The 21,694-nt window shown below is 48.0% G+C and carries 18 protein-coding genes and 1 CRISPR repeat array; all 18 genes read right to left on the minus strand.

What is annotated here, in order from left to right:
• Nucleotides 1–932: 932 nt before the first annotated feature.
• The 18 genes from GN112_RS02070 to GN112_RS02155 all read right to left on the minus strand — a co-directional run bounded on the left by GN112_RS02070 (nt 933) and on the right by GN112_RS02155 (nt 21,607).
• Nucleotides 933–1,766 (minus strand): reverse transcriptase domain-containing protein, encoded by an 834-nt coding sequence (locus tag GN112_RS02070; RefSeq protein WP_155308702.1) that lies wholly within the window; start codon nt 1,764–1,766, stop codon nt 933–935.
• Nucleotides 1,747–2,763, minus strand: a complete 1,017-nt coding sequence (gene cas1, locus GN112_RS02075) for a CRISPR-associated endonuclease Cas1 (protein WP_155308703.1) — start codon at nt 2,761–2,763, stop codon at nt 1,747–1,749. The genes GN112_RS02070 and cas1 overlap by 20 nt, the downstream gene beginning before the upstream one ends.
• Nucleotides 2,760–3,089, minus strand: a complete 330-nt coding sequence (gene cas2, locus GN112_RS02080; protein WP_162458737.1) for a CRISPR-associated endonuclease Cas2 — start codon at nt 3,087–3,089, stop codon at nt 2,760–2,762. Before cas2 (GN112_RS02080) ends, cas1 begins: the two co-directional genes overlap by 4 nt.
• A 49-nt stretch (nt 3,090–3,138) precedes the next feature.
• Nucleotides 3,139–3,423 (minus strand): CRISPR-associated endonuclease Cas2, encoded by a 285-nt coding sequence (gene cas2, locus GN112_RS02085; protein ID WP_155308705.1) that lies wholly within the window; start codon nt 3,421–3,423, stop codon nt 3,139–3,141.
• 50 nt (nt 3,424–3,473) lie between these two features.
• Nucleotides 3,474–4,022 carry a hypothetical protein gene (locus tag GN112_RS02090; RefSeq protein WP_155308706.1) on the minus strand — a complete coding sequence of 183 codons (549 nt, stop codon included), beginning with the start codon at nt 4,020–4,022 and terminating at the stop codon, nt 3,474–3,476.
• A gap of 99 nt (nt 4,023–4,121) precedes the next feature.
• Complete coding sequence (locus tag GN112_RS02095; protein WP_155308707.1) at nt 4,122–5,198, minus strand: hypothetical protein; 1,077 nt, start codon at nt 5,196–5,198, stop codon at nt 4,122–4,124.
• 139 nt (nt 5,199–5,337) lie between these two features.
• Nucleotides 5,338–6,228, minus strand: coding sequence for a hypothetical protein (locus tag GN112_RS02100; RefSeq protein ID WP_155308708.1), 891 nt, complete (start codon nt 6,226–6,228; stop codon nt 5,338–5,340).
• Entirely contained in the window at nt 6,209–6,592 is a 384-nt protein-coding gene (csx16, locus tag GN112_RS02105) for a CRISPR-associated protein Csx16 (RefSeq protein WP_197743238.1), read from the minus strand. Before csx16 ends, GN112_RS02100 begins: the two co-directional genes overlap by 20 nt.
• Nucleotides 6,593–6,631: 39 nt before the next feature.
• Nucleotides 6,632–9,143: a CRISPR direct-repeat array (repeat unit 36 nt; unit sequence GTCTTAATCCCTTCAGTTCAGGGAAACCATCCAACC).
• A 279-nt stretch (nt 9,144–9,422) separates the two neighbouring features.
• The gene (locus tag GN112_RS02110) at nt 9,423–11,090 is read right to left on the minus strand and encodes an SIR2 family protein (RefSeq protein WP_155308709.1); all 1,668 of its coding nucleotides are present in this window, start codon (nt 11,088–11,090) and stop codon (nt 9,423–9,425) included.
• A 46-nt stretch (nt 11,091–11,136) separates the two neighbouring features.
• Nucleotides 11,137–13,407: a TIGR03986 family type III CRISPR-associated RAMP protein gene (locus tag GN112_RS02115; RefSeq protein WP_155308710.1), complete on the minus strand. Its 2,271-nt coding sequence runs from the start codon at nt 13,405–13,407 to the stop codon at nt 11,137–11,139.
• On the minus strand, nt 13,404–13,904 hold the full coding sequence (locus GN112_RS02120) for a hypothetical protein (RefSeq protein WP_155308711.1): 501 nt from the start codon (nt 13,902–13,904) through the stop codon (nt 13,404–13,406). The genes GN112_RS02115 and GN112_RS02120 overlap by 4 nt, the downstream gene beginning before the upstream one ends.
• Nucleotides 13,904–15,343 carry an RAMP superfamily CRISPR-associated protein gene (locus tag GN112_RS02125; RefSeq protein WP_155308712.1) on the minus strand — a complete coding sequence of 480 codons (1,440 nt, stop codon included), beginning with the start codon at nt 15,341–15,343 and terminating at the stop codon, nt 13,904–13,906. Before GN112_RS02125 ends, GN112_RS02120 begins: the two co-directional genes overlap by 1 nt.
• Complete coding sequence (locus tag GN112_RS02130; RefSeq protein WP_155308713.1) at nt 15,340–16,911, minus strand: hypothetical protein; 1,572 nt, start codon at nt 16,909–16,911, stop codon at nt 15,340–15,342. The genes GN112_RS02125 and GN112_RS02130 overlap by 4 nt, the downstream gene beginning before the upstream one ends.
• Complete coding sequence (locus tag GN112_RS02135) at nt 16,908–17,570, minus strand: RAMP superfamily CRISPR-associated protein (protein WP_155308714.1); 663 nt, start codon at nt 17,568–17,570, stop codon at nt 16,908–16,910. Before GN112_RS02135 ends, GN112_RS02130 begins: the two co-directional genes overlap by 4 nt.
• Entirely contained in the window at nt 17,560–19,152 is a 1,593-nt protein-coding gene (locus GN112_RS02140) for a Cas10/Cmr2 second palm domain-containing protein (protein WP_155308715.1), read from the minus strand. Before GN112_RS02140 ends, GN112_RS02135 begins: the two co-directional genes overlap by 11 nt.
• A 26-nt stretch (nt 19,153–19,178) precedes the next feature.
• Nucleotides 19,179–20,306 carry a CRISPR-associated ring nuclease Csm6 gene (csm6, locus tag GN112_RS02145; RefSeq protein WP_155308716.1) on the minus strand — a complete coding sequence of 376 codons (1,128 nt, stop codon included), beginning with the start codon at nt 20,304–20,306 and terminating at the stop codon, nt 19,179–19,181.
• 142 nt (nt 20,307–20,448) lie between these two features.
• Nucleotides 20,449–20,967 (minus strand): CRISPR system precrRNA processing endoribonuclease RAMP protein Cas6, encoded by a 519-nt coding sequence (gene cas6 / locus GN112_RS02150; RefSeq protein WP_231716911.1) that lies wholly within the window; start codon nt 20,965–20,967, stop codon nt 20,449–20,451.
• A gap of 475 nt (nt 20,968–21,442) precedes the next feature.
• The gene (locus tag GN112_RS02155; RefSeq protein WP_155308718.1) at nt 21,443–21,607 is read right to left on the minus strand and encodes a hypothetical protein; all 165 of its coding nucleotides are present in this window, start codon (nt 21,605–21,607) and stop codon (nt 21,443–21,445) included.
• Nucleotides 21,608–21,694 lie beyond the last annotated feature (87 nt).

Here is a 21,694-nt window from a genome sequence, read left to right on the forward strand (position 1 = left end):
GCGCCTTCATTGAACGAATGCTTCCAGAACAAATCTATTTGACATAATATTTCTGAAGGCCGCTATCTCTTTTACAAACCTTAACCACCGTTCACGCCCTCTCCCGTCTCAATCGCCCGAAGGCTCTGAATGGCGCTTCGCTTCAGGGCTATAGGCCATAGGCTGAAGGCTGTTAGGGGTAGTTGCGATGGATTGATTTTACCATCAGCCGCCAATGCCTGGGTATCAACTGCTGGTTCGTAGGAGCTGGCCATGCCTGCGATCCTGTGCTGTCCGGTATTCGATGAAGCTTCAGTGAGTTCCCCCTCGCTCCCATGCTCTGCGTGGGAGCGCAAGTTTTGTGTGCCTGGTCGAGCGGGGTTCCCACGCAGGAGCGAGGGAACCAGATAAAAAACAATCTCTCGCAGAGCCCACAGAGAGGGGCGACTTTTGACTTCCAGTTGGGAAACCAACCGCCTTTGCGTCTCTGCGTCTTGAGCGAAGCGGGCGAGAGAAAAAGGTCGAAATTCCCGGTTCGAGGATCGGGGTTGAGTGTCCGGTAGTAATCAGAGGCTGGTTCGTAGGAGCTGGCCATGCCTGCGATCCTCTCCTATCCGGTTTTCGATAGAGCTTCAGTGAGTAGCGCCTCGCTCCCATGCTCTGCGTGGGAGCGCAAGTTTTGTGTGCCTGGTCGATCAGGGTTCCCACGCGGAGCGAGGGAACCAGAGGAAAAACAATCTCTCGCAGAGCCCACAGAGAGGGGCGACTTTTGACTTCCAGTTGGGAAACCAACCGCCTTTGCGTCTCTGCGTCTTGAGCGAAGCGGGCGAGAGAAAAAAGGTCGGAATTCCTGGTTCGAGGATCTGGGTTGAGTGTCCGGTGGTCATCAACGGCTGGCGCGTAGGAGCTGGCCATGCCTGCGAAAAACAAAAAGCAATCCAAATATTGACTTGTCAGGGGTCGGGCAGGCGTTCGCCTAAAAAGACAACCGATTTACCGCTTCGGACAATGCGCGTTTTTCCAGGGTGCAGCTCCAGCCCCAATTCCTCAAGGACCTCTTTTGCAAAGTGCATCGCTTTGATGGCGTCTTTTTTCACTCTTGAGAAAAGTAAAAAATCGTCCGCGAAACGGACAAACGGAATATTGGCTTTGGTCAACGCCATATCAAAGGTATGCAGATAGAGATTGCAAAAAAGGGGCGAAAGAATCGCCCCTTGGGAAATTCCGCGAGGACTGCGCAACAGACTGCGATAGTGAGCACCCTGGGAAAGCCATTTTTCAATCAGCTGCATTGCCTGGGAATCGTTGATGAACCCTTTCAGCAACTTTACCAATTGGCGGTGTGGAATTGTATCGAAAAATTTGGAAATGTCCGCATCCACCAGCCAGGCCTGCCCGATGCGAACGCGTTCACGAACCTTCGCAAGGGCCATGGCAACGCTTCTTCCGGGCCGGTAGGCGAAAGAATCGTCGTGAAATATCGCTTCGCTCCTGGGCTCCAACACGGTCAAGAGCGCACGCTGAACAAACTTGTCTTTCAAATATTGCGCCGACAGCACCCGCTGTTTTCCGTCCGGCTTCTGCAACGGGAACTGCCGCAGAGGCTGCGGCCTGTAACGACCGGACAGCACTTGGCTACGACATTCCAAAATATGCTTCAGCAAGTGCTGCTGCAATTGTTCACGGCTGACATGAATGGACCATGGTGTGTGTTCCCGGCGAAGTTTGCGCCATGCCGCATCCAGCGTTTCCGGAGCCATCGCCTGATCAAGCAGGGATGCCTTCATTCTGTTCCTCCAGTTGTTTCATATATTTTCGAGCTTTTGCAATGTGACCGTTCACACATTCCCGAAGAGAGCCGAAGTGAACTTCAGCGTTTTCAGTGATCAACCCTCCCGGTCTCGGCCACTCTTCACGATAGTAGGCCCAGGCCTGATAGAATATAGGCCTTGCCGTTTTGCTCAACCGACATCCTGTCTTTTCGCGGTAATAGAAACCTTCGCTATCGATTTGGTCCGACGCAAGCCAGGTCAGAACAAAACAGTCGACTCCGGAACGGAAGACTTCGGTAAAATCGAGGGCGCACGATTCACGACCAGGATAATCCCGGTGTAAAAACCCAAGGGAGGGATCCAGACCCGCATACTGGACGCATCGGGTGACTTCAGACAAAAGCAGGGTATATCCCAAGGAGAGAAGGGCGTTAACGGGGTCTCTGGGCGGTCTGCGGTTGCGCCCGATGAATTTCCATTTGTCCGGCAACTGTTTTGACAATAGAGAAAACCAGGCGTGGGCCAATTGGCCCTCAAGTCCCATGATCGAGGCATGCGAAGGGGCCGATTGGAGACTTTCGGTCGTCCGGTCGCGCATGCGGCAGAAATCAACCAGGCCCTCCGCTTTCTCCGGATACAATTTCCTGAGGGTCGCCAGCGCCAAATCGTAACTGTTCATTTTATTTTGAACAAACCACTTGGCCATTTTCAGAGAACGCCCGGGGTGTTCCGCCAGACGGTGCTGTCGCCTTCTCAATGGCAATTGCACGGCAAGACCGCCTCCTGAAAAGGCGGGAGGCTGATTTCCCCTGGCCGGAAGGATGGCGACCGGTATACCCGCTTCACCCAACACCCTCAACACCGCCGCCTCAACTTGGGGATTGCCATAAATCACCACCTGCTCAAGCGGTTTGACAGGGATTTGCCGATCTTTTTTGCCTTTGCGTTGGAGCACCAGGCATCCCCCCTTGTAGAGCAATATACTTTCGCGTCTGTCGATCACAAGCATCATGGCCTTTTCCTTTTGAAGATTTTGCGGAATAACCCTTCCAAACCACCGGACTTGGATGATTTCCCGGATGAGCGTGTGTAGAGGCTTTCCAAGGCTGCCGCTTGCATTCCGGCGCCCCAAATGGCATTGGGGCCATAAATCGGATAGCGGCGGACATCATCTTCACGGTCATCAATCCGAATTTTTATTTGCCCCTCAACCTCTTTTAACTGTGCCGTGTTGGCGCGAAGTAAAAATACGGATTTTTGCAACGCCACGGCTCTTTTTTTAAGGTAGTAGTGCAGCCGGCGCAGCCGTTTTTCGTTGCGTATGTCGTAGGCAATCAAATACCATTTTTTTCCGGGTCTGCTCATGTTTTCTGCCCCCCAAACTCAACTATGCTTCATAAAGGACCGGCACCTTGAAGCCGATCTCCTTGCATCGGGTCAGCGCCGCTGCTTCACGATGAGGGTCCAGCCGGGTAAACAGCAGCGAATCTTCTTCAAGATCCATCAGGTTGGTCAATTGCAAAAACAGCTCTTTGGCTTCGTCATCGGTCAACAGGCATTCGAACACCGAATACTGCGCGTCCAGTTTCCAACTGCGCAGGCATCGAAAAAGCTTCCGACGGCGCTTGTTCGATGTAATATCGTAGGCGATAATAATCGGTTTTCGTTTCATGATGGGATTGGTTGCGCCCTTTTGTACAAGGGCGCTGCCTCCTATGACGGTTAAACCTGCTGATAGTCCACATTTTCCTGAGCAATATGGCGGAATTCGTCCATCAACTGATCCAGCGTATCCAGGAAATCATCCACAGACTTCTCCAATCTTTTTTTCTCCCGTTCGCGGACATAATCCGTTTTGTACTGTTCAAGTTTTTGAAAACGCAAATCGATATCGGACAGAAACCGGGTAGAGAGCTGATCGATATCCTGGGCGACCTGTTCGTATACCCTGCTGAAATAGGCCGTTCGCTGCTGGCGCAACTGGGTTTTGCCTCTCACCAGCAAGTGGTTGCACGCCTCGCGGATTGAGTGCAACCGGGTTTCCAGAACAAGATCGAGAGCCTTCCGGCGATGCTCGAACCCCTGTTCCAGTTCTGCCATCAATTGATTTCGAACCAATTTCCGTTCCTTGCGATTGAACACCGTCGGGATGAAGGCCTCCTGGTGTCTGCTGACCGCCTTTTGCACCATGCATTCGTTTTCGCTGACGCGCTCTTCCGCTTCATCTGGTACGTGATTCGTGCTGCTATCCGCTGTGTATTGTGTGGTCATCGATCTTCTCCTTCCTTTTCTTTCGGTTTCGGGTTTAACCGAACAATAAACCCTATCTTGCCATTTGGACGGTTTGGCAAAGTTGCGAAAAAGAGCGGATTAAAGCGCGTGAAGGCTTTGCTCCGCCTTTTCCATCGTCCGTTTTCCGGCCTTGGAAATTTTATCCATGGCAGCGTTGTGGGCCATATCGTCACGTCTTGCTTCTCCGCCCATTTGTGTCATGAGGACCTCTTCTTCAAGGGCGGACTCATGTTGCGCCTTTAAGACAGGAGCGATGGATACGGTAATGGTGGAAAATGCGAGAACAATCCCTACCTCCATGAGAAATGACATCAGCAGGGAAAAAAGAAAAACGAACTGCAACGGCTCCAGCGTTGCGGCGAACAGCGATTCGGTCACCTTCAAAAGGGCGACGATATAAGGGTCATTGACCCGTTCGTCATTGGAAAAGTCATCCGCGATAATTTGTCTTTGCTTTTTATCCGCCATTGACAGTGTTTCCTGACGCAATCGACGGGAATTCAAAGACAACTGCCCGATCTCCCTGGCCTGCCGCTGTTGGAGCTTTTCCAGGGCCGCCTGCCCGGCAATTTTTTCATCGTCCAGTCGCTGCTTGAACTCTTCATAACGGGGGCCTTTGAAAACACCGCCCACAACATTATCCATTTCCGCCAGGAGCAAGGCTTCCAGCTTGGTGATCGTCCGGTCGGTTGCTGCTTTCAGATCCGCATATTCGGCTTGATGGCGAGCGATCATGGTTTCTTTTTGGCTGAGGTGCTGGTCGTCCAGGATTTTGAGATCGTCATTCAAACGTTTTTCAATGGCTGCTGTTTCCACTGCCTTGACATTTTTCAGGTTGGGGCGATCCAGCCGGTCATTCAGAAACAGTTGGGAACAGATAAGGGAGAGAAACACAAGTCCCAGACGGAAAAGCAGCGATATAAGCCGGACGGAGCCGGGATAGGCCGAAACGGAGAGATGGCTCATGTGGTAGTGCCAGACAATTGCGGTGACTTTGCCGATTTCCAGGGTAAGGGACAAAAAGAACGCCATTGAGGGTGGCGCTATGAATGCCTGCAGGATTTTGTATTCGATGTAAAAAGAACAGAGAAAAAGGCCGACCCCCACCAGAAGCTGAAGTATCCAACTGCTTTTGAAAAACCAGGAAATATGCATGACATCCTCCTTTGAGTTGTTTGAGGAGAATGTATGCCTTTTTCAGAAAAGATGGCGGGGTGGCAAACTTGCGGGTGTCTAATTCGTTTGTGGGGCGCTTAAAATATCTTTATAATCAAGGGGATAACAATCATATGGGTTATGCGCTGGCCTCATAGCTGATATTGTATGCCCGGACCGTGTAATCTTGCGTGCTTACATATTGCACCTGTCTTCCGATGGACAAACTCATAACGCTTGCTACACTGGCACATACTTTTTGTCCTGACGTAATATCAACAATGATGTCATCATCGGCATACTGTTTTTGGCGCAGCCAAGTGTAAAGATCGTGTAAGCAATCCCGCAAATCCCTGGCACTTTCGTAGTTGACGCCTTCCATCCACCGTTGGTGTATTTCACCGGCATTCAACACTTCAAATTTATGCGACTTTTCAAATAGCCGTGTAAATTTACCGACCATTCTGAAGGTCCCATCTTCTTTCTTTTCTGTGGAAGGGGTATCTGCAGAAGGGATGACGATAACTGTTTCAAGGGTATTTTTCTCAACGTGATATGCAATGGCTTCCAGGGGCATGCGCCATCCCCTCTTGAACTCGCTCCGTATTGAAAGGATATTCTCGGATTCCTTTTTTGTGTCGGAGGAGGAAAGATACTTATCCACCAAGGCTATATCCACGGTTGGAGGGCTAAGAAAAACGATCAACGCTCTGCAACCGGGCAAAGGGGAATATTCATGAATGGAAAGATTTCCGGTGTCTTTAAATGTCTTTATTAGGTAACAATACCAACTAACTATAATCAAAGGGAAAAATAAAAAACCAATCCAGGCTTTTATTGACTTAAAGGTATCTATATCAAATAAAATATCCCAAATGGTATCTCCAAACCAGTTCAAAGAGATCAGGGTGACACAAACAAGAAACAAAGAAAAAATACTACGCGAGCCGAACATATGCAAAAAAACGGCCTTCATATGTTGCTGTCTAAATGCCTTTTTTGATGGTCCTTTAGCGTGCGAAGTTTTCATTGATGTCATTGTCCACTATTTTTTTTGTCCGTTTTACGACAACATATTCCTCAATTCTAGCCCCAAAAGAGCGCATTCTATCAGCAGACAGATGTTTTCCCCGCATTTCCCTGGGGATCTGCAATATAAGGTGGAAATAACGGACTCCTTTCTCATTTAATGATGCGACCATGTTCACCGGCAGGGAGCCAATAACAATATCACCCTTCTTCACCTCGTCCGTATCAAGATGATCCACTACCTGATCGACTTTCAAGCCTTCATCAAAGGCCCACTCCTGCGCTCCGGCATGCCGGGTGACGAACCAGGTGGTATTTTTATTTGAATGACATCTTTCCATTTCACTATAAACCTGTCTTACCATTCAACCCCTGAATTTGTGACACATAGTTCCTGCTTGAAGGTCTTAATCCCTTCGGTTCAGGGAAGCCATACAACCGGAGGAATTTTTGTTAACCCCCCTTCCGGATAAAGTCTTAATCCCTTCAGTTCAGGGAAACCATCCAACCCCGGACCCGAAGTAAGCTGGACGTTCTCCGAAGTCTTAATCCCTTCGGTTCAGGGAAACCATCCAACCGGAAATAGGAACATATGGAATCCGAGCTAATGTCTTAATCCCTTCAGTTCAGGGAAACCATCCAACCAAAAGTTGCCTGCTGATGAGATCGGTAAAAAAGTCTTAATCCCTTCAGTTCAGGGAAACCATCCAACCCTTGAACGAAGTAATATGGATGGATCCCGACGTCTTAATCCCTTCAGTTCAGGGAAACCATCCAACCAATCGTTGTTGTCGGAGAAGTGGTTAATCCACGTCTTAATCCCTTCAGTTCAGGGAAACCATCCAACCCGCTTGAAAACATCTTGGCAAGCCATCGGATATGGTCTTAATCCCTTCAGTTCAGGGAAACCATCCAACCCCCAATAAAAAATTATAACAGACAAGGAAATGACGTCTTAATCCCTTCAGTTCAGGGAAACCATCCAACCCTTATTGAGCCAAAAAAGAAGCAGGAGTCTTTGTCTTAATCCCTTCAGTTCAGGGAAACCATCCAACCCATACCCTGGACCTTGCGAACAGCAACCTGACGTCTTAATCCCTTCAGTTCAGGGAAACCATCCAACCCACCTGCATTCCCTGGTGCATCTGTCTGTTCAGTCTTAATCCCTTCAGTTCAGGGAAACCATCCAACCACGGCATCGACGATGTACAGGCATTGGAGCTTTGTCTTAATCCCTTCAGTTCAGGGAAACCATCCAACCTTTTGCCGGAGTCGCCCCAGACCAAAGTGATTGTCTTAATCCCTTCAGTTCAGGGAAACCATCCAACCCGTAGACCTGCCCCATCAGGGTGGTCATGTCAGTCTTAATCCCTTCAGTTCAGGGAAACCATCCAACCCGGGATTCGAAACGATTGACGATTTCCTCTCCGTCTTAATCCCTTCAGTTCAGGGAAACCATCCAACCAAAAGGAAATGTCAATGAAATCAAAGATCCTACGTCTTAATCCCTTCAGTTCAGGGAAACCATCCAACCTAATACCGGTTCGTTGACAGGAGATACTACTAGGTCTTAATCCCTTCAGTTCAGGGAAACCATCCAACCGCCGTAACTGCGGAGGGGAAAACCTCTTGAAAGTCTTAATCCCTTCAGTTCAGGGAAACCATCCAACCCGGAGCCAGTTTTATCACGGCTCCCTCTTCATAGTCTTAATCCCTTCAGTTCAGGGAAACCATCCAACCGGCCAAAATTTATAAGGAGAGTGCTATATGGGTTAGTCTTAATCCCTTCAGTTCAGGGAAACCATCCAACCTCCTGATTGTGGTAAACCGGTAACCGGTACGAAGTCTTAATCCCTTCAGTTCAGGGAAACCATCCAACCAGATTATCTGGTAAAGTAACCGGCGGAAAAACGTCTTAATCCCTTCAGTTCAGGGAAACCATCCAACCCGGGACTTCTTGGGGCAATGGTAACCAACGTTTTGTCTTAATCCCTTCAGTTCAGGGAAACCATCCAACCCACGGTGGCGGTTTCATCGGACATCTCTTTGAGTCTTAATCCCTTCAGTTCAGGGAAACCATCCAACCGCTCGAATAACTGCCGACGGCCGAATTGAAGTTTGTCTTAATCCCTTCAGTTCAGGGAAACCATCCAACCCGAGAAGGATCTTCAACGGGCCCAACCCAATAGTCTTAATCCCTTCAGTTCAGGGAAACCATCCAACCAAAAACGGCTCACAAGCCGCATCAAAGAACTGAGTCTTAATCCCTTCAGTTCAGGGAAACCATCCAACCCGTTGGTATAAGCCTAACGGCGAGCTTTTTCAGTCTTAATCCCTTCAGTTCAGGGAAACCATCCAACCTACAGAGATTTCTACGGTGTGCGTGCCGATGATCGTCTTAATCCCTTCAGTTCAGGGAAACCATCCAACCCCTGGTTTTAACGGAGAAGCATCGGTGCTGTTTGTCTTAATCCCTTCAGTTCAGGGAAACCATCCAACCGACTTTCTCAGATACTGTGACCAGAACATCCTTGTCTTAATCCCTTCAGTTCAGGGAAACCATCCAACCCTCCATAAGTCTTTACATAAGCTTAGTTAATTTAGTCTTAATCCCTTCAGTTCAGGGAAACCATCCAACCATTAGAATTCGCTATATGGGCGAAGACAAAACCGTCTTAATCCCTTCAGTTCAGGGAAACCATCCAACCAAAATTATCTCTACACAGAAGAGAAAGTTGCCAGGTCTTAATCCCTTCAGTTCAGGGAAACCATCCAACCAAGGCGACTTGGTGGCTCTGGGTCGCGGTTCTGGTCTTAATCCCTTCAGTTCAGGGAAACCATCCAACCCGGATCCGGCAACAAAAGGGTACAAAGCTTTACGTCTTAATCCCTTCAGTTCAGGGAAACCATCCAACCTCTGGCCAAATCAAATACAACAATAATATCGGCATGATAGACTATGCCATTTTGGACATGAAACCGGCTTTTTCGAGTTAGCGTGAAAATCATATTTTTTCAGAATAAAATCAATTCATTATGGGGAAGTTAAATAAAACACGAAAACATCTTTTATTTCAATACGTTACATTTTTTCATACAATTTTAGCTATTAGAAAAATTGATGTCCGGAATGTAGAAATTTGAATCAGTTAATCGCCGTAGTAACAATACACCAAATTTTTCATAATGATGCTATCATGACATAGGGGTGATCCATTTCCAAATTTCATTTTCTTCTAAACTTTCAATCTTATTTTCATTCATAATAGCACAACCGATCTGGCATATCAAACTCGCATCTGAAGAGCTTAAATTGGTTTTTGCATATGCGAATAATGGATCAAGGTTTAGATGAAAACGTTCAAATCCTTTTCTCAGCAAGAATTTCAATCTTCCAGCCCAATGATTTTTATCATCATTCAACCGTTTTTCAATCAATAAAAGATAAAGCAACATTTCAGCTAAAAAATGGCCTTCTTCGTTATCAAGTTCTACCGCCTTTTCAAAAATATTTTTTGCATCTTTAGGCGCATCTCGATCAATCAGCATGAATTTTGCGTAGTTCCCAACGTTATGACTATTGTCGGGATCAGCACTCAATGCCTTATCAAATAGTATTTCAGCCTCCTCATAGTCGTCATGGTCAGCTAAAAACCTAGCGTAATCCCATTTAATTTCATAGAGTTCCTGAAAAGATTCTTTTGCTTTCTGGCAAGTTGCTTCGAGATCGTCGATTGCATTCTGATAAACTGCTTCCAATTCGTCAGGGCAATTATAACCATCTATAAACTCTCTCCAGGTGATATATGCTTCTTTCTCTGCTATATATTCAAATGCCTGAGACATGCTTTCAGGCATTGTCTCCGGGTATTCAGATCTTAATCTATTGCACTGGGTCCAGAAGGTTTGTATCCGTTCTTCGGTTCGTTGACGAATATCTTTTGCCAGACTGTGGATTCTGAAATGATCGCCTAATAAAGCAACTGCCAGAGAAATCATAAATTCGTCAAATCCTTTAATTCGGATATAATACCCTCCGTGGAGGTTCATCACCTGTTTCACGCGACTGCTTGGTTTTTCATCATTGTGAAGGCACCAGTAAAAACCTCCGTTAATCTTTGTTAATTCTTCTGTGAGAAAGTTCATTAGACTTCCGTCATTGCCGCCATAGCCGATAACAAGAGGTGTACAGTTTGAAAAAATGGTCTTCAATGATTCTTTCCATTCTTCAGAAAGATTGTTAACCTCATTAGGCATGTTTTTCGGGGAAAGCATCAAATCGCGATGAACCTTTGCAATGAAGGGCCTCGGAAGCCAGAACCCTCTTAACCTTCTTTCTAAAAAACCGGCCAGAGATTCGTGACCAATCACCAATGGCTGCTGCCCTCTTGAGTATATTGACAATGCGTCCGCCACAAGATTATCAAAGTTAGTAGTGATAACAATTTTGTTGTCAGTTTCTGACAGAATCTGGGATAGTGCAGCATATCCGGGTCCAGGCTCTTTTTCTCTCATCTTATCTTCCAAATATAAATACCCTTCTGCAATATCTTTTTTATAACGCAACTCGAAAATCTTTGGATACCATTGGACTGCATCGGGAAAGAAAAAATCGGGAATACCCAACTTATCAGCTGTAGCCCATTGTGAAATATCTGGGGGGTCAGGCTCATCCGCAGTTCGCACCTGATAATGATGTTCCAGCCATTCGACAACAAATTGTTTTGCTCCTGGAATTCCAGATGAAACAGATGCACCCGCTCCTAAAAGAAAAACAATCTGCCGCCTACTTTTTTTCAATTCAATCAAGGCTCCCGAATCAGACAGTACTTCAACATCATCGATTGATTCTGTCTTTCCCATAGTCTGCCTCTGAAATAGTGATTTTTATTTAAAGTTGATTAAATTGTCATGATAATCGGTCTCTATTGTTATAAATGGTGTAGGCAATTATTTTGGATTTCCCAGAATGCGGCCCTTCCCATCCACCATATTGTTTCCAGCACGACTTTATCAGTGCCAGAACATCTGCTTTCAGAGAGGTATCGTCGATTTCATCCCACTTTGTTGCCAACAGCTTTCCCAGTAGAATTGTTTTTTCTTTCGTGTTGTGTTGAGCGCATAGTTCTTCAACAGCCTGCTTCAGCCAATTTTCTGCTGGTGTTTTAGTCGGCATGCTATCCGATTCAGTCTGCGTAACATCTGTTCGTGATTGCTCCCGACCTGCTTCAACATAAGCCATTAGCACAAGTTTTTTATTCCCCTGTGCCCCTTTTGCCAGAACAAATTCATTTTTGGGTCCGCCACCGTTTAATGACATGTGCTTAAGCTCTCCCGGTAGTCCAGGTGCTTTTTTCGGGTCGGCCATGGCTTTCAGTTGGACGATCTGTTCGCTATAGGACCAGTCCCCTTGCAATACGCCCGAAAACCAGTTTTCCATCAAGGTGGTAAAAGCATTCATACAGTCATGCTCGGTCGGCGGATCGCCACCTGGAAGATTGGGTATAATGTCAGAATGTTCCCAATCAATATGAATGGCTACTTGCCCAAACCCAAAGGGTTTTCCCATGCCCACTGCATGACGCAAAGCAGGGTCTCCGCCCCAGGTCAGCGCCCAAATCAGCGCTCCCAACTCCTCCTTCTTCAAGTTATGAAACCGCATCTTCCCTTTGTATGAGACCGAATCCGTTACCGGATTTAAATTCACCATGACATCTTCGCTTTGGTTGGCTTCGGTTCTCTGAACACGCACATCACCAGACGGCCGAACCGGGTACCGCTTCCAGCCCCGGATACGGGCATCGGCATCCATACAGGTTTTGTAAAAATTACCCTTCAGGCCGCCATCCGTCTCGTTTTGATGAATATAATTCGGGTAATAGGTCGGCTTGGGACCATTTAAAATTGTTTTACATGCCTGAGTGGCGCTTTCCCCTTGATTGATTTCGGATCGGGCATGAGAAAAACTGATTCTACCTTTCAGGCTGTTCTCCCCGTTTTCTTCATCGACCGTACCGAAAATCAGTTCTGCCAAGTCAAAGGAATTGGCCTGATGATCCGATGAAAACTTTTTAATCAACTCTCCGACGCTGTTTTCGTAGGGCAAACGGTACATCAGAGCCAATCCAAGGGATTCAATTTCGCTTGAAGGGGCTAGGTAAAATACGGGAACACCTTTTCCATCAAAATTCTTTTCCTTTAAATATGCATAAGTTTTACCCGCCATGGACTTCGGATCATCCTGGTAAATCTGGCGGAATCCCTTGTAGATCGCTTCGCTTACAGGGATTGCCGGTGATGATCCGCCAAAAAAAATAAATTCGAGGTGCTTATTGGGACCTGGCTGCCCGGTGAACACCAGATGCCCGGCCTGTTTTCCATGCCCCAGATTTGATGCTTTTTTATATCGCAGGTACTTTTGTTTTCCTCTTATCGTACCATGTGCACCGGGGCCGTGGTCTTTAAGACTCCCGGCGTCAAATTGGATTTTCAATGTTGATCGCGCCAGCCACCATTCGTATTTGTCAATTGTGGATGGATACTGTTTTTTCGGAAGTGAATTACCGGACTTGTCAATATAACCGGCAACGAGTTTTTCCCATTGTCCGCTCGTCGGCAATTTTGCAAGGTCCCTCTTGTCCACCCGGGCAAATTCACAGGGAGAAATTTCCCATTGACGTTTCTTCACATTATAGGAAAGCCATCCCGCTTTTGTTCGGGGCTCAAAAGGCCCCATACTATTAGGGTTTTTATTCTCGTGAACCTTGCTCAATTTATCACCGTAAATCGATCTTGCGCCTGGCGTAAGATCACGGACCCCATATCGGCTGTCCTGAACAAGATTCATCTTGCCAAATGAAGCAATCTCCACCACATTGCGTATCATTCCCCGTAGGGTGGAGCCAGGAATGGCCAGCCGACCGTCAGGCAGTGTGAAATGTTCAATCCGACCATTGGCTTTGTTTTTTTGTCCCGGCAAAATGGGGGTGCGAGATTTAATGGTCATTTGGAGGGCTCCGCAATATCCGTCCGGTAACGGAATATCCTGACAGACAGTTTCATGCCAATCCGGCTTGAAAACTTCTCTGGCGAGCGGAACGAAGTTATAGGGCGCGGTAATTTTTTCCAATCGGTTTCCACCATAGCGGCCACCTTGTCGCCGATGCATTACTTGACTCATGAGGATTCCTTTCCGCTTCTAAAACCGACAAAGCGATAGCTTTTGGGAAAATACTCGCCATTAAATCCATGATCGTTGTTTGCATCCCGTTTCTCTTTTTCCCAGAAGACCTCATAATCGGCAAACTCGTTTTGATCCAGACTGTAAGATACGATTTTGGCGATACACTGTTCCCTTTCAACCGTCGATTCCCTAGCAGGCGATGAAACGATTTCACTGATCAGCCAGCCGGCCTTCCGTTGGCGTATATGCAGGCTTCTATTTTCCTTTGCCAGCTCCCCAAAAAGAACGTTATCTTCCCGGTCGTCCGGCAAAGTTCCTTCCGATAGCTTTACCACTTTCGACTGGTAGCAGAGCCAACCTTCTGCGGCATTAAACCGATTCAGTTCCTCCAAAAGCGTTTGATGGTCGTCAATTGTTTTCGAGGTGATGCGTATCTGGCATCTTGCAAGGTTGCTTTTTTCCGTGACTTTTTCATATACATCGATAATGTCCACTACGCCGCCTCCTCCGCCATGATGGGTAAGCGCTTCCCGCCATCCGACCATTCAACCGTTCCTGAAAAAAAACCATGGCCCTTGGCGCTGCCTGCACCCAATGCGAGTCTTCCGTTGACAAGATCTTCCAATGTCCACGCCAGTGCCTGTTTGGTGTTTTCGCCCAACTCATCGAGGTCTTTGAAGTTCAGAAACACCTTAATTTTCAACGGCTGGTTCCAAATCAGCTCTTCCCCGAACAACGCACCGCTTCTTACGCCACCGGTAAAACGATCGATGCTGCTGTGGTTCATATGTGCCGCGCACCGATTGAAGTCGTTACCGATGGCAATATAGCCGTCATCGAACCATATTTGCCCGGCTTGCCCTGAAGGGTGACCTTTTTCGGAAGTTTCGTGAGACTGTCCAAAGAGTTCATGGACCGCCTTGTCCACTTTTTGTCTTTTTTCTCCATCGGGCAGGTCCATCAGCAGACGTCCATAGTGAAAAGTGAATCGGTGGCGAATGGCGCCTTTTATCGAAGATCCGGGTATCGCCACATGTCGAACATTGATGGATGCCTTATTATCTGTCCACTGAATGAATGGCTCCACAAGCGGCAGCGCATCGGGTGGATGCTCGCTTTTCATAATAGGTGAACTGCCCTGGCCGAAACGCCAGAAGTCCTCCGGCTCAAGACGGATCGTCAAACGAAGCCCCCGGTAGCCGGTTTCGGCGGGCGTTTTTTCCTCAAGATGCTGATAGTCGTCCAATCCCATCCCGATATCGCAATACTTTTCATAGGCAGAGGAATCTTTAAGATTAAACGCCGCATGATAGAGCCGGATACATTTGAACCTGCCCAGGCCGGAACGAACCGATCCACCAAGGCGCAACATGGGATTTTGTAACAGGGATAACAAATTATTCCACTCCGGAGGTTCCTTTCGATCGGCCCAAAGTGTTATCTCAAAGCTAAAACGGCACCCCTTGGGGATGACCGTTACGTCAAACTTTCCCTTATCCGACGCGACCCCTTTCTCGTTGATCCTGACACGATCCCGGTACAAGGGGTGGTCCTGAATCAGCGTATCGAGAAACAGACCTTCTATTTTGGGTTGCAGTTTTTCGACAGGCCGGTCTTCCTCATCGTGAATGATCCCCCATGAGAAAGTTACCCTGGACATTGCAGAGGATTCTTTTTCAATGTTGCCGAACAATTGGTCAGCAGCCTTTTCCCCTTCTTTGCCACCGGATTCTTGCCGGTAAAGGTGGCGTAAAACACCGGCGATGGTTGTCCCCGGTATTGTGGGCAGGCCATTGGCATCCCGAACAACAAGGTTGTCGAAGGCACTGTCACTCAAACCGCTGCCGATTGAAAAAGCGGAATCGGCCTCCAACACAAACCTGGCGATATGGAAAAAATGCGCGTCCAACCGCGATTTCATTATTTGGGTCATTTTTTCTCCTCCGGCTTTGGAACCGATTCCCTTTTTGTCTGAAGGGCCGCCGTATCGATGGCGAGTCGCGCTAAAGTTGCTGCGACACGACAGGGATTTCGCATGTCCTGTTTATTTTCGGGTCGAAAATAGTCTATCAACCATTTCCCGAAGGTGATATTTGGTGCGCTGCCGGTTTCAACCGACCATGCCTCGTCCGCCTGTGTTTTAGCATCCCGCCCTTCTTCTGTTGGCCCTTTATCCTCTTTCGAACGGCAAATTTTTTCCAGTTCCTTAAAAAATCTGTCCATATCGTTGGAAAAGCGTTTGCCGGCATCCAGGACAAGCCCCCATTGGGTTTTCCCCGGTCCGACCAGCGTTCCTTCCGGCTCGCACAAATACTTCCGGGCCGATCCGTACATTTCTCCAAGTTCTTTGTTCATTTTTTCCGCCAGTTTTTGATCCGCCCGTTTTGCACTGCCCGTCTCTACCCTTGATTTCAGCCATAAAACCAACGGATCGTTTTTCGGTTCTTCAATATCCCGCGAACATGCCTCGGGTGCCTCGGCTGAAGACCCTGGGTTAAACAGCCAATCGGGTTGAACCAAAACTTGTCCCAGCCCGTTGCCTCGATGGCTTCCCATACCGCATGAAAAGTGGGAAAAATCATCGCCATCAGAAACATGGTCAAAGGTGACCACGCTACCCTGTTGGATAACATGGCGTTCATTGTCATGGTGTCTTCTGGCCGTGTTGTATGGGCTGTAATGCCTGAACCGCAAAAAGGATTTATCGGTGTTAAAACTGCCTGATTTGAGGCCGAACAATTCTGCCGATGGCCAAAGCGCCGGCATTCCATGGCTATCTTCCAGGCATAAATCCGACAGCAGGAATAAAGTCATGCTGTTTCCGGTAAATGACGGTTGTTGAGGGGAGGACATTCCCCCTATTTTGCATCCGGCTTTACCGTATTGTGCAGATCGGGAACGGCCGATAAGGATCGTTCCCTTGAGGCTGGAACATACATCGTCGATCAGGGCTTCGCCGATGTCGTCATCGAAATCCAGATAAGCATGAAACTTCTGTCCGGCCTCGATGGCCTCATATCCGAACAATTGCGCCTCGGCAGCGGTACCATCGATTGGGTTGATGGCGGTTTTCATTCGAAAGGTTGTTTGCGGTTGCAGGAAGAGCCCGCTGGCGGTTACGTAGCCATCCCTAAGTTGCTTTGACTGTTTGTCTTTCTTGATTTTTTTGAAAAGATCCGAATAGATTTTCGTTCCATCCACCAGCCTTGGATCGCTTTCCTTTAAAAAGGTCTTACCCTTTACCACATGCCATGCAAAGGGCATAGGATACCCGGTCTCTCCATTCGGTGCCACCGGATACCCATTGCCAAAACGAACCTTGTCACTATGAAACGCCAGAAAGGCGTCCTTGCCCAATGAACGATAAAGTTTTGATGCGGAAACGCCATAAAGCACGGCACCGGGTATGTAATCCAGGGATCGATGCCCGCCCAAGGTCGCCGCACGAGCGCTGAAAATCGCATCTTCAAGCAATTCTAATGTCAGTTGAAAGCGTTTCATCGGCACGCCTCCTCTTTTTTCAGTGCTATTTTCACCCTTCCCAATCCACGCGTTCGATTCGAGCCGACAGCACGAATCAGCGGCAAGGCCTGTTCGATCCATTGTTCGGCGTTTTTGTAAGCCCAACCGGTTATTTCACCGCTTTGGCCCAGGTAGACTTCCGGCGGCATTATCTCCATTGCCGACGTCAGTGTAAGGGGGATAACCACCTCCTGCCCTCTGAGGCTTCTCGCTTTCGCCACGCCGGTTCCAAATTCTATCGCCGTTGAATAAATGTCAGTATATAGGGCTGATCGATATTTCTGGTTTTCTTCCCGGCCAAGCCATTCGCGGGTGTCTTGCCTTAAAAGCGCATCCCCGACGCGGACTAATCCGGGAATTGTCTCATCCCTTGATCGATTGTCGATAAAACCGATTGACCCGAATAACGCCTCAACCAATCGATCCGGGGAACATTTCGCCATATCTCCGAAGATTCCCCAATGGGCGCCGCGAAAAACCGCATCCCGTAAAAGGCCTTTCAGCATGCGGCCGGAGACAAATGGGCAGCCGAAACGATCTTTTTCAACAACCGCATCCACATGACTGCCACTCCCTTTCCCGGTTCCCGGATGCCAGTAGCTTTGGATATCAAGCACTAATTGGTAGTTAGTGGTCATGGGCTTCTCCTTCGACGGCAATGAGCTGCGTTAAGTCCCCAATAAACGTCCGATAGTTGTCGGCTTCATCCATTTTCTGGAAGGGAAGGTCGTCTTTGTTTGAGATGTGACCAAAAATGTTTTCGGAAAGTGTATAAAAATCTTCCAGGCAAGGTTGAAGTTCCGCATTTTTTTCCATGTTCTCAATCCATCTCCGATATGCCTTGCGGGCTTCGACAGGATCGGCATGCAAAAGGGTCAGGAAATTACGGATCGGCCCCTTGGCCATTACCGGTTTCTGAAAAAGAGATTTCATCTCGATAATATCCGCCAATGGCGGCAAACCGTGGCTGTGAGCGCCCACGCCGTACGCTCCCATGGTCAGTTGATGATGATCGCCGGCTTTCATCTCTTCATCTTGAATGGCTTCATAGCTGGTCGTAAAACTGGTCGTCACCCGATGGAAGGTAACGGCCGAGGGGATTTTATCCCCGTTTTGTTTGCTCATCCGGCGGGCGGTGTCTTTGGAATGTTTGCACAATGATTCCGCCAATTGGTAACCGAGATAAAAGGGTTGGTTGACTTTCACAAAGCAGACGCCGGCACAGGCGGTCAGCCCTTTCGGAACATGATCGGATTCAATTTTGGATAGTTCGGATTGTGTCTCTTTTTCAAAAGCTTCAATAAATGTTTGGGTGAATGAAAGCGCGTATTCGGCACGAATGATCACGGTAAGATCGTCGCCGCCAAGGACAAGCGGCCGGAATGGGAGAATACGCCTGGTGGTAAATGAACGGGAATTCCTAACCTCGCTTGACAGTGCTTCTTTTGCAGCAGCTTCCGTAGCGTTTTTGATGCTGTTGGAAACCTCCCGAAAAATTGCCTTGCTGTCAGTCTTACCGTCATTTTTTAATTTTTCGCCCAGTGTGATCAGTTCCTGTCCCAATCCATTTCCGTCGGCGTGAACGATGGCCACATAATGATTGTCCGAATCAAAAGGGAACGCATCTTTTTCATCTGGATCCAAATTTAACGGGAAGGTAAATTTCTCAAGCGTATCTCTGGATAAAAATTTACGATTCAGAGCGGTTCCCTTACGAAATTTTCTCTTTTCCCTTGTTGCCTCGTCAATCCATTCATATCGATCCTTCTTCACGTTTGCCCACTCGACAGCAGGATTTCCCGTCCGGGGTGCCCGTTTGATCAACGGTCCCGGTACGGGCAACCTTGGCATGGCACGGTTTCGCATCCTCAGAAGTTTTTTCCGGCCATCTTCCAGGGCATCGGAAATGGAGCATCCCTCGGCCACCGTATGGCTGAAGGACAGGCCCGGCGCTTTTTCCGCTACGACAAGGCCCCAGACAGCTTGCAATTTCATGGCATCATCCATTGACTCCAACTTGAGTGTCCATGCTCCGCCACCTTTGCGAATGAAAGCGTCGTCGTTGAAATCAATATTCAATTCTTTGAGTGTCTTTTTCAAAGGTTCATCGAACAAATCTTCAATCAATTCACTGGCGCCAACCATTTCCGCCAGACGGCCACTATCAAAAATAAACGGCTGAATTGTGTGCGCTTCAAATAGGTATAAGCAGCAGGTCATGCCTTTCACCTCCTCCGACATAGGGGTTACTCATCGGTTTGAATGTTCATCGCCAGTGCTGGTACTCCGACCTCATATGCCGCCTCGCCATCCCGCTCGATTGTCTGGATCAAAAACGGCTTTGCAGCCCTTTCGCCCAAAACGGTCTCGATGCGTTTTTTGACCTTCGATTTTCGTTGCTGGAACCAATTTTTTTGTTCGTCAACATCCCTATTCTTTGCAATTTCTTCGGCCCGTTCATACATTCCGCTCCAATCGGAAACGATTTTACCGTAGACCTTGAGGTAATCAGGTACAAACGCATCTTCATCGGGGATCAAGGGCGGCTCGCCTGATTTTTTGCGTTCACACATCCAAAGGTAAAAGGCCAGGTCGGCATTGGGCATGGGGACTTCCATACCGTTGAGCATCAGCCTCTTTTGGACAATATCGATTTCGATGGTTTCCGGCTGGGCAAAACGCTGAATAATGTCAACCGTCGCCTGAAAACCGGCATTTCCATTCAACAGGCCTTCGGGCACCTGGTAACGCATGCGGACATAGGGGATGTCGGACAGGATGATCTGTGCTTCATCGGTGGAATAATAGGTGTTGCCTATCTCTATGCGCTTGGGCTTCGGTCGGGGATAGAAAAAATCGGGATTGTTTTGAAATGGCTCGTTGACCAGTACATGGGACAGGCGATCCTGCATCCTGCCGTAGAGACTGAGGGCGTATCCAGCATAGAAAGACATAGTTTTGCGGCCTCCGGCCAGTGAGAGATGCAGGGCGCTGTTATCGTCGAGAGTGAATTCACGTACTTTGTCCGTGATGAAATCCGAGGCAACCTTGTTATGGGCCGTAGATTGGTTGTCATCGATAAACTGACCTTCGGTATCGGCTATGATATGAATGTGTTCAGAATCAAATCGAATATCCGTGAAACCAAAATCGGCACAAAACCGATGAAACTCTCCGTGTCTTTTTCCAACACCCAATAAAGCCAGGTTGGCCGACCTTGCACCTTCTTTTGTAGTGATAATATGGGTTTCCGTAGGAATAAACAGTGGCGTGTTTTTCACCGAGAGTTTATAGAGGGTCTCGGTGAAAATCTGCGGGGTTTTTCCGATAATCACCAACAGAATACGGCGGGAGAATTGATGCGGTTCTTTCATTTATGCCTCCAAACGACGAAAGGGTTTGTGTTTGAATACATAATAGGCACCGGTTTCGCTATGCGCGAAACTGGCAAACTTGCCGAAAAGTTCGGTTCAATTTCTCCCTAGGACACATGTCCATACATTGTAGGTCCCAACCTCAATTCAATTTCACCACGGTTATTTCCCCAAGCCCGAAGGCCGTCTTCGCGCCAACGTTGGTTTTTTCACAAAATTCGATCAACGGCCAAAATTCTCCTAAAGCCCCCTCGTAGGTGATCGTTCCCATCATACCGTCAAGGGGCGTTTTCTGTTTTTGGCGGTTGGAGTAGCGCTTCAAATTATTCCAGTGAAGTGTGCTGTCAACCGTCCTGACCACCTCGGCTCTTTGCGTCAGCCCTCGATAATCCAGCGGCGGCTCACTACCATTGTATGATTTCAATATGGTGGAGACCCGGCGAAGCATAGCTCTTGTGAGAATATGAAAAGGAAGCTTGGTGGCATGTCTGTTTTGAAATTTCAGTCGCAACGGTGTTTTCAACTGAATCATTACCCGGTTTCCCGAATCCGCTTTCTCCGGCGGGGTAGAAAGGGTGAGTCGGGGCAGGTCTTCATCCATCTGCAGTTTTTGATCTTCTTGCGAATAGACAATCCGGCCATTATGGGACACCGTTTCCATTGTAAAGCGTCCCATTTGATCATTAATCTTTTTACCGATACCCGAATACCCCATGCGTTCAAGGATGCGAATAAAAAAGTAGGGAAGTTGATGGTTCACATCGCCAAACAGCAAAAGAGAAAAAACGAAAATGTCTCCCTTCTTGAAAGCCATCCTGGTGGTAAGTGGTGGCCGGATCACAAAGGGGTGCGGTACGTCTGCGATCCTCATGCCGGCGGGTGGAGAATCTGCCAGAGGGGTCTCAAACACCTTGGTGTAAATACATTGGGTTTTTAACAGACAGGTTTCGCAAGTTTGGTGCTTCAGGATGCATACCACGGATTTAAAGGCGTGGCCGAAAGCCCCCCGGATAGTGGAACCTTTGTAGAGAGGCAGGCGTGCATCACTTTGGAAACGACAGCGAAATTCGTATCGACCATAGAGCATAGCACCTCACGGATGTTTCATTAATTGTAGCACCCTGTATATTATCGACTCAGGCCGGTCCCGTTTCCCCCGGCGCGCACAAATGCCCGCCCAACGCGTTGAGCAACAGGGCACCCTTGTACGGCGGCAATACAGCCAGGGTGCGCATGCGCAGCCGGAACCGCAATGTTTCATGAACAAGCGAAAACGATAGACCAGATGCAAGTGTGCTCATGGCCCGATTCCGATATAGTCGGTTTATATGGGGTGACGTTATTGGATCAATTGAAACGGTCAGAAATTATGTGACTTAAACCGTAGC

The organism is Desulfosarcina ovata subsp. ovata, from assembly GCF_009689005.1.
Classification (GTDB): domain Bacteria; phylum Desulfobacterota; class Desulfobacteria; order Desulfobacterales; family Desulfosarcinaceae; genus Desulfosarcina; species Desulfosarcina ovata.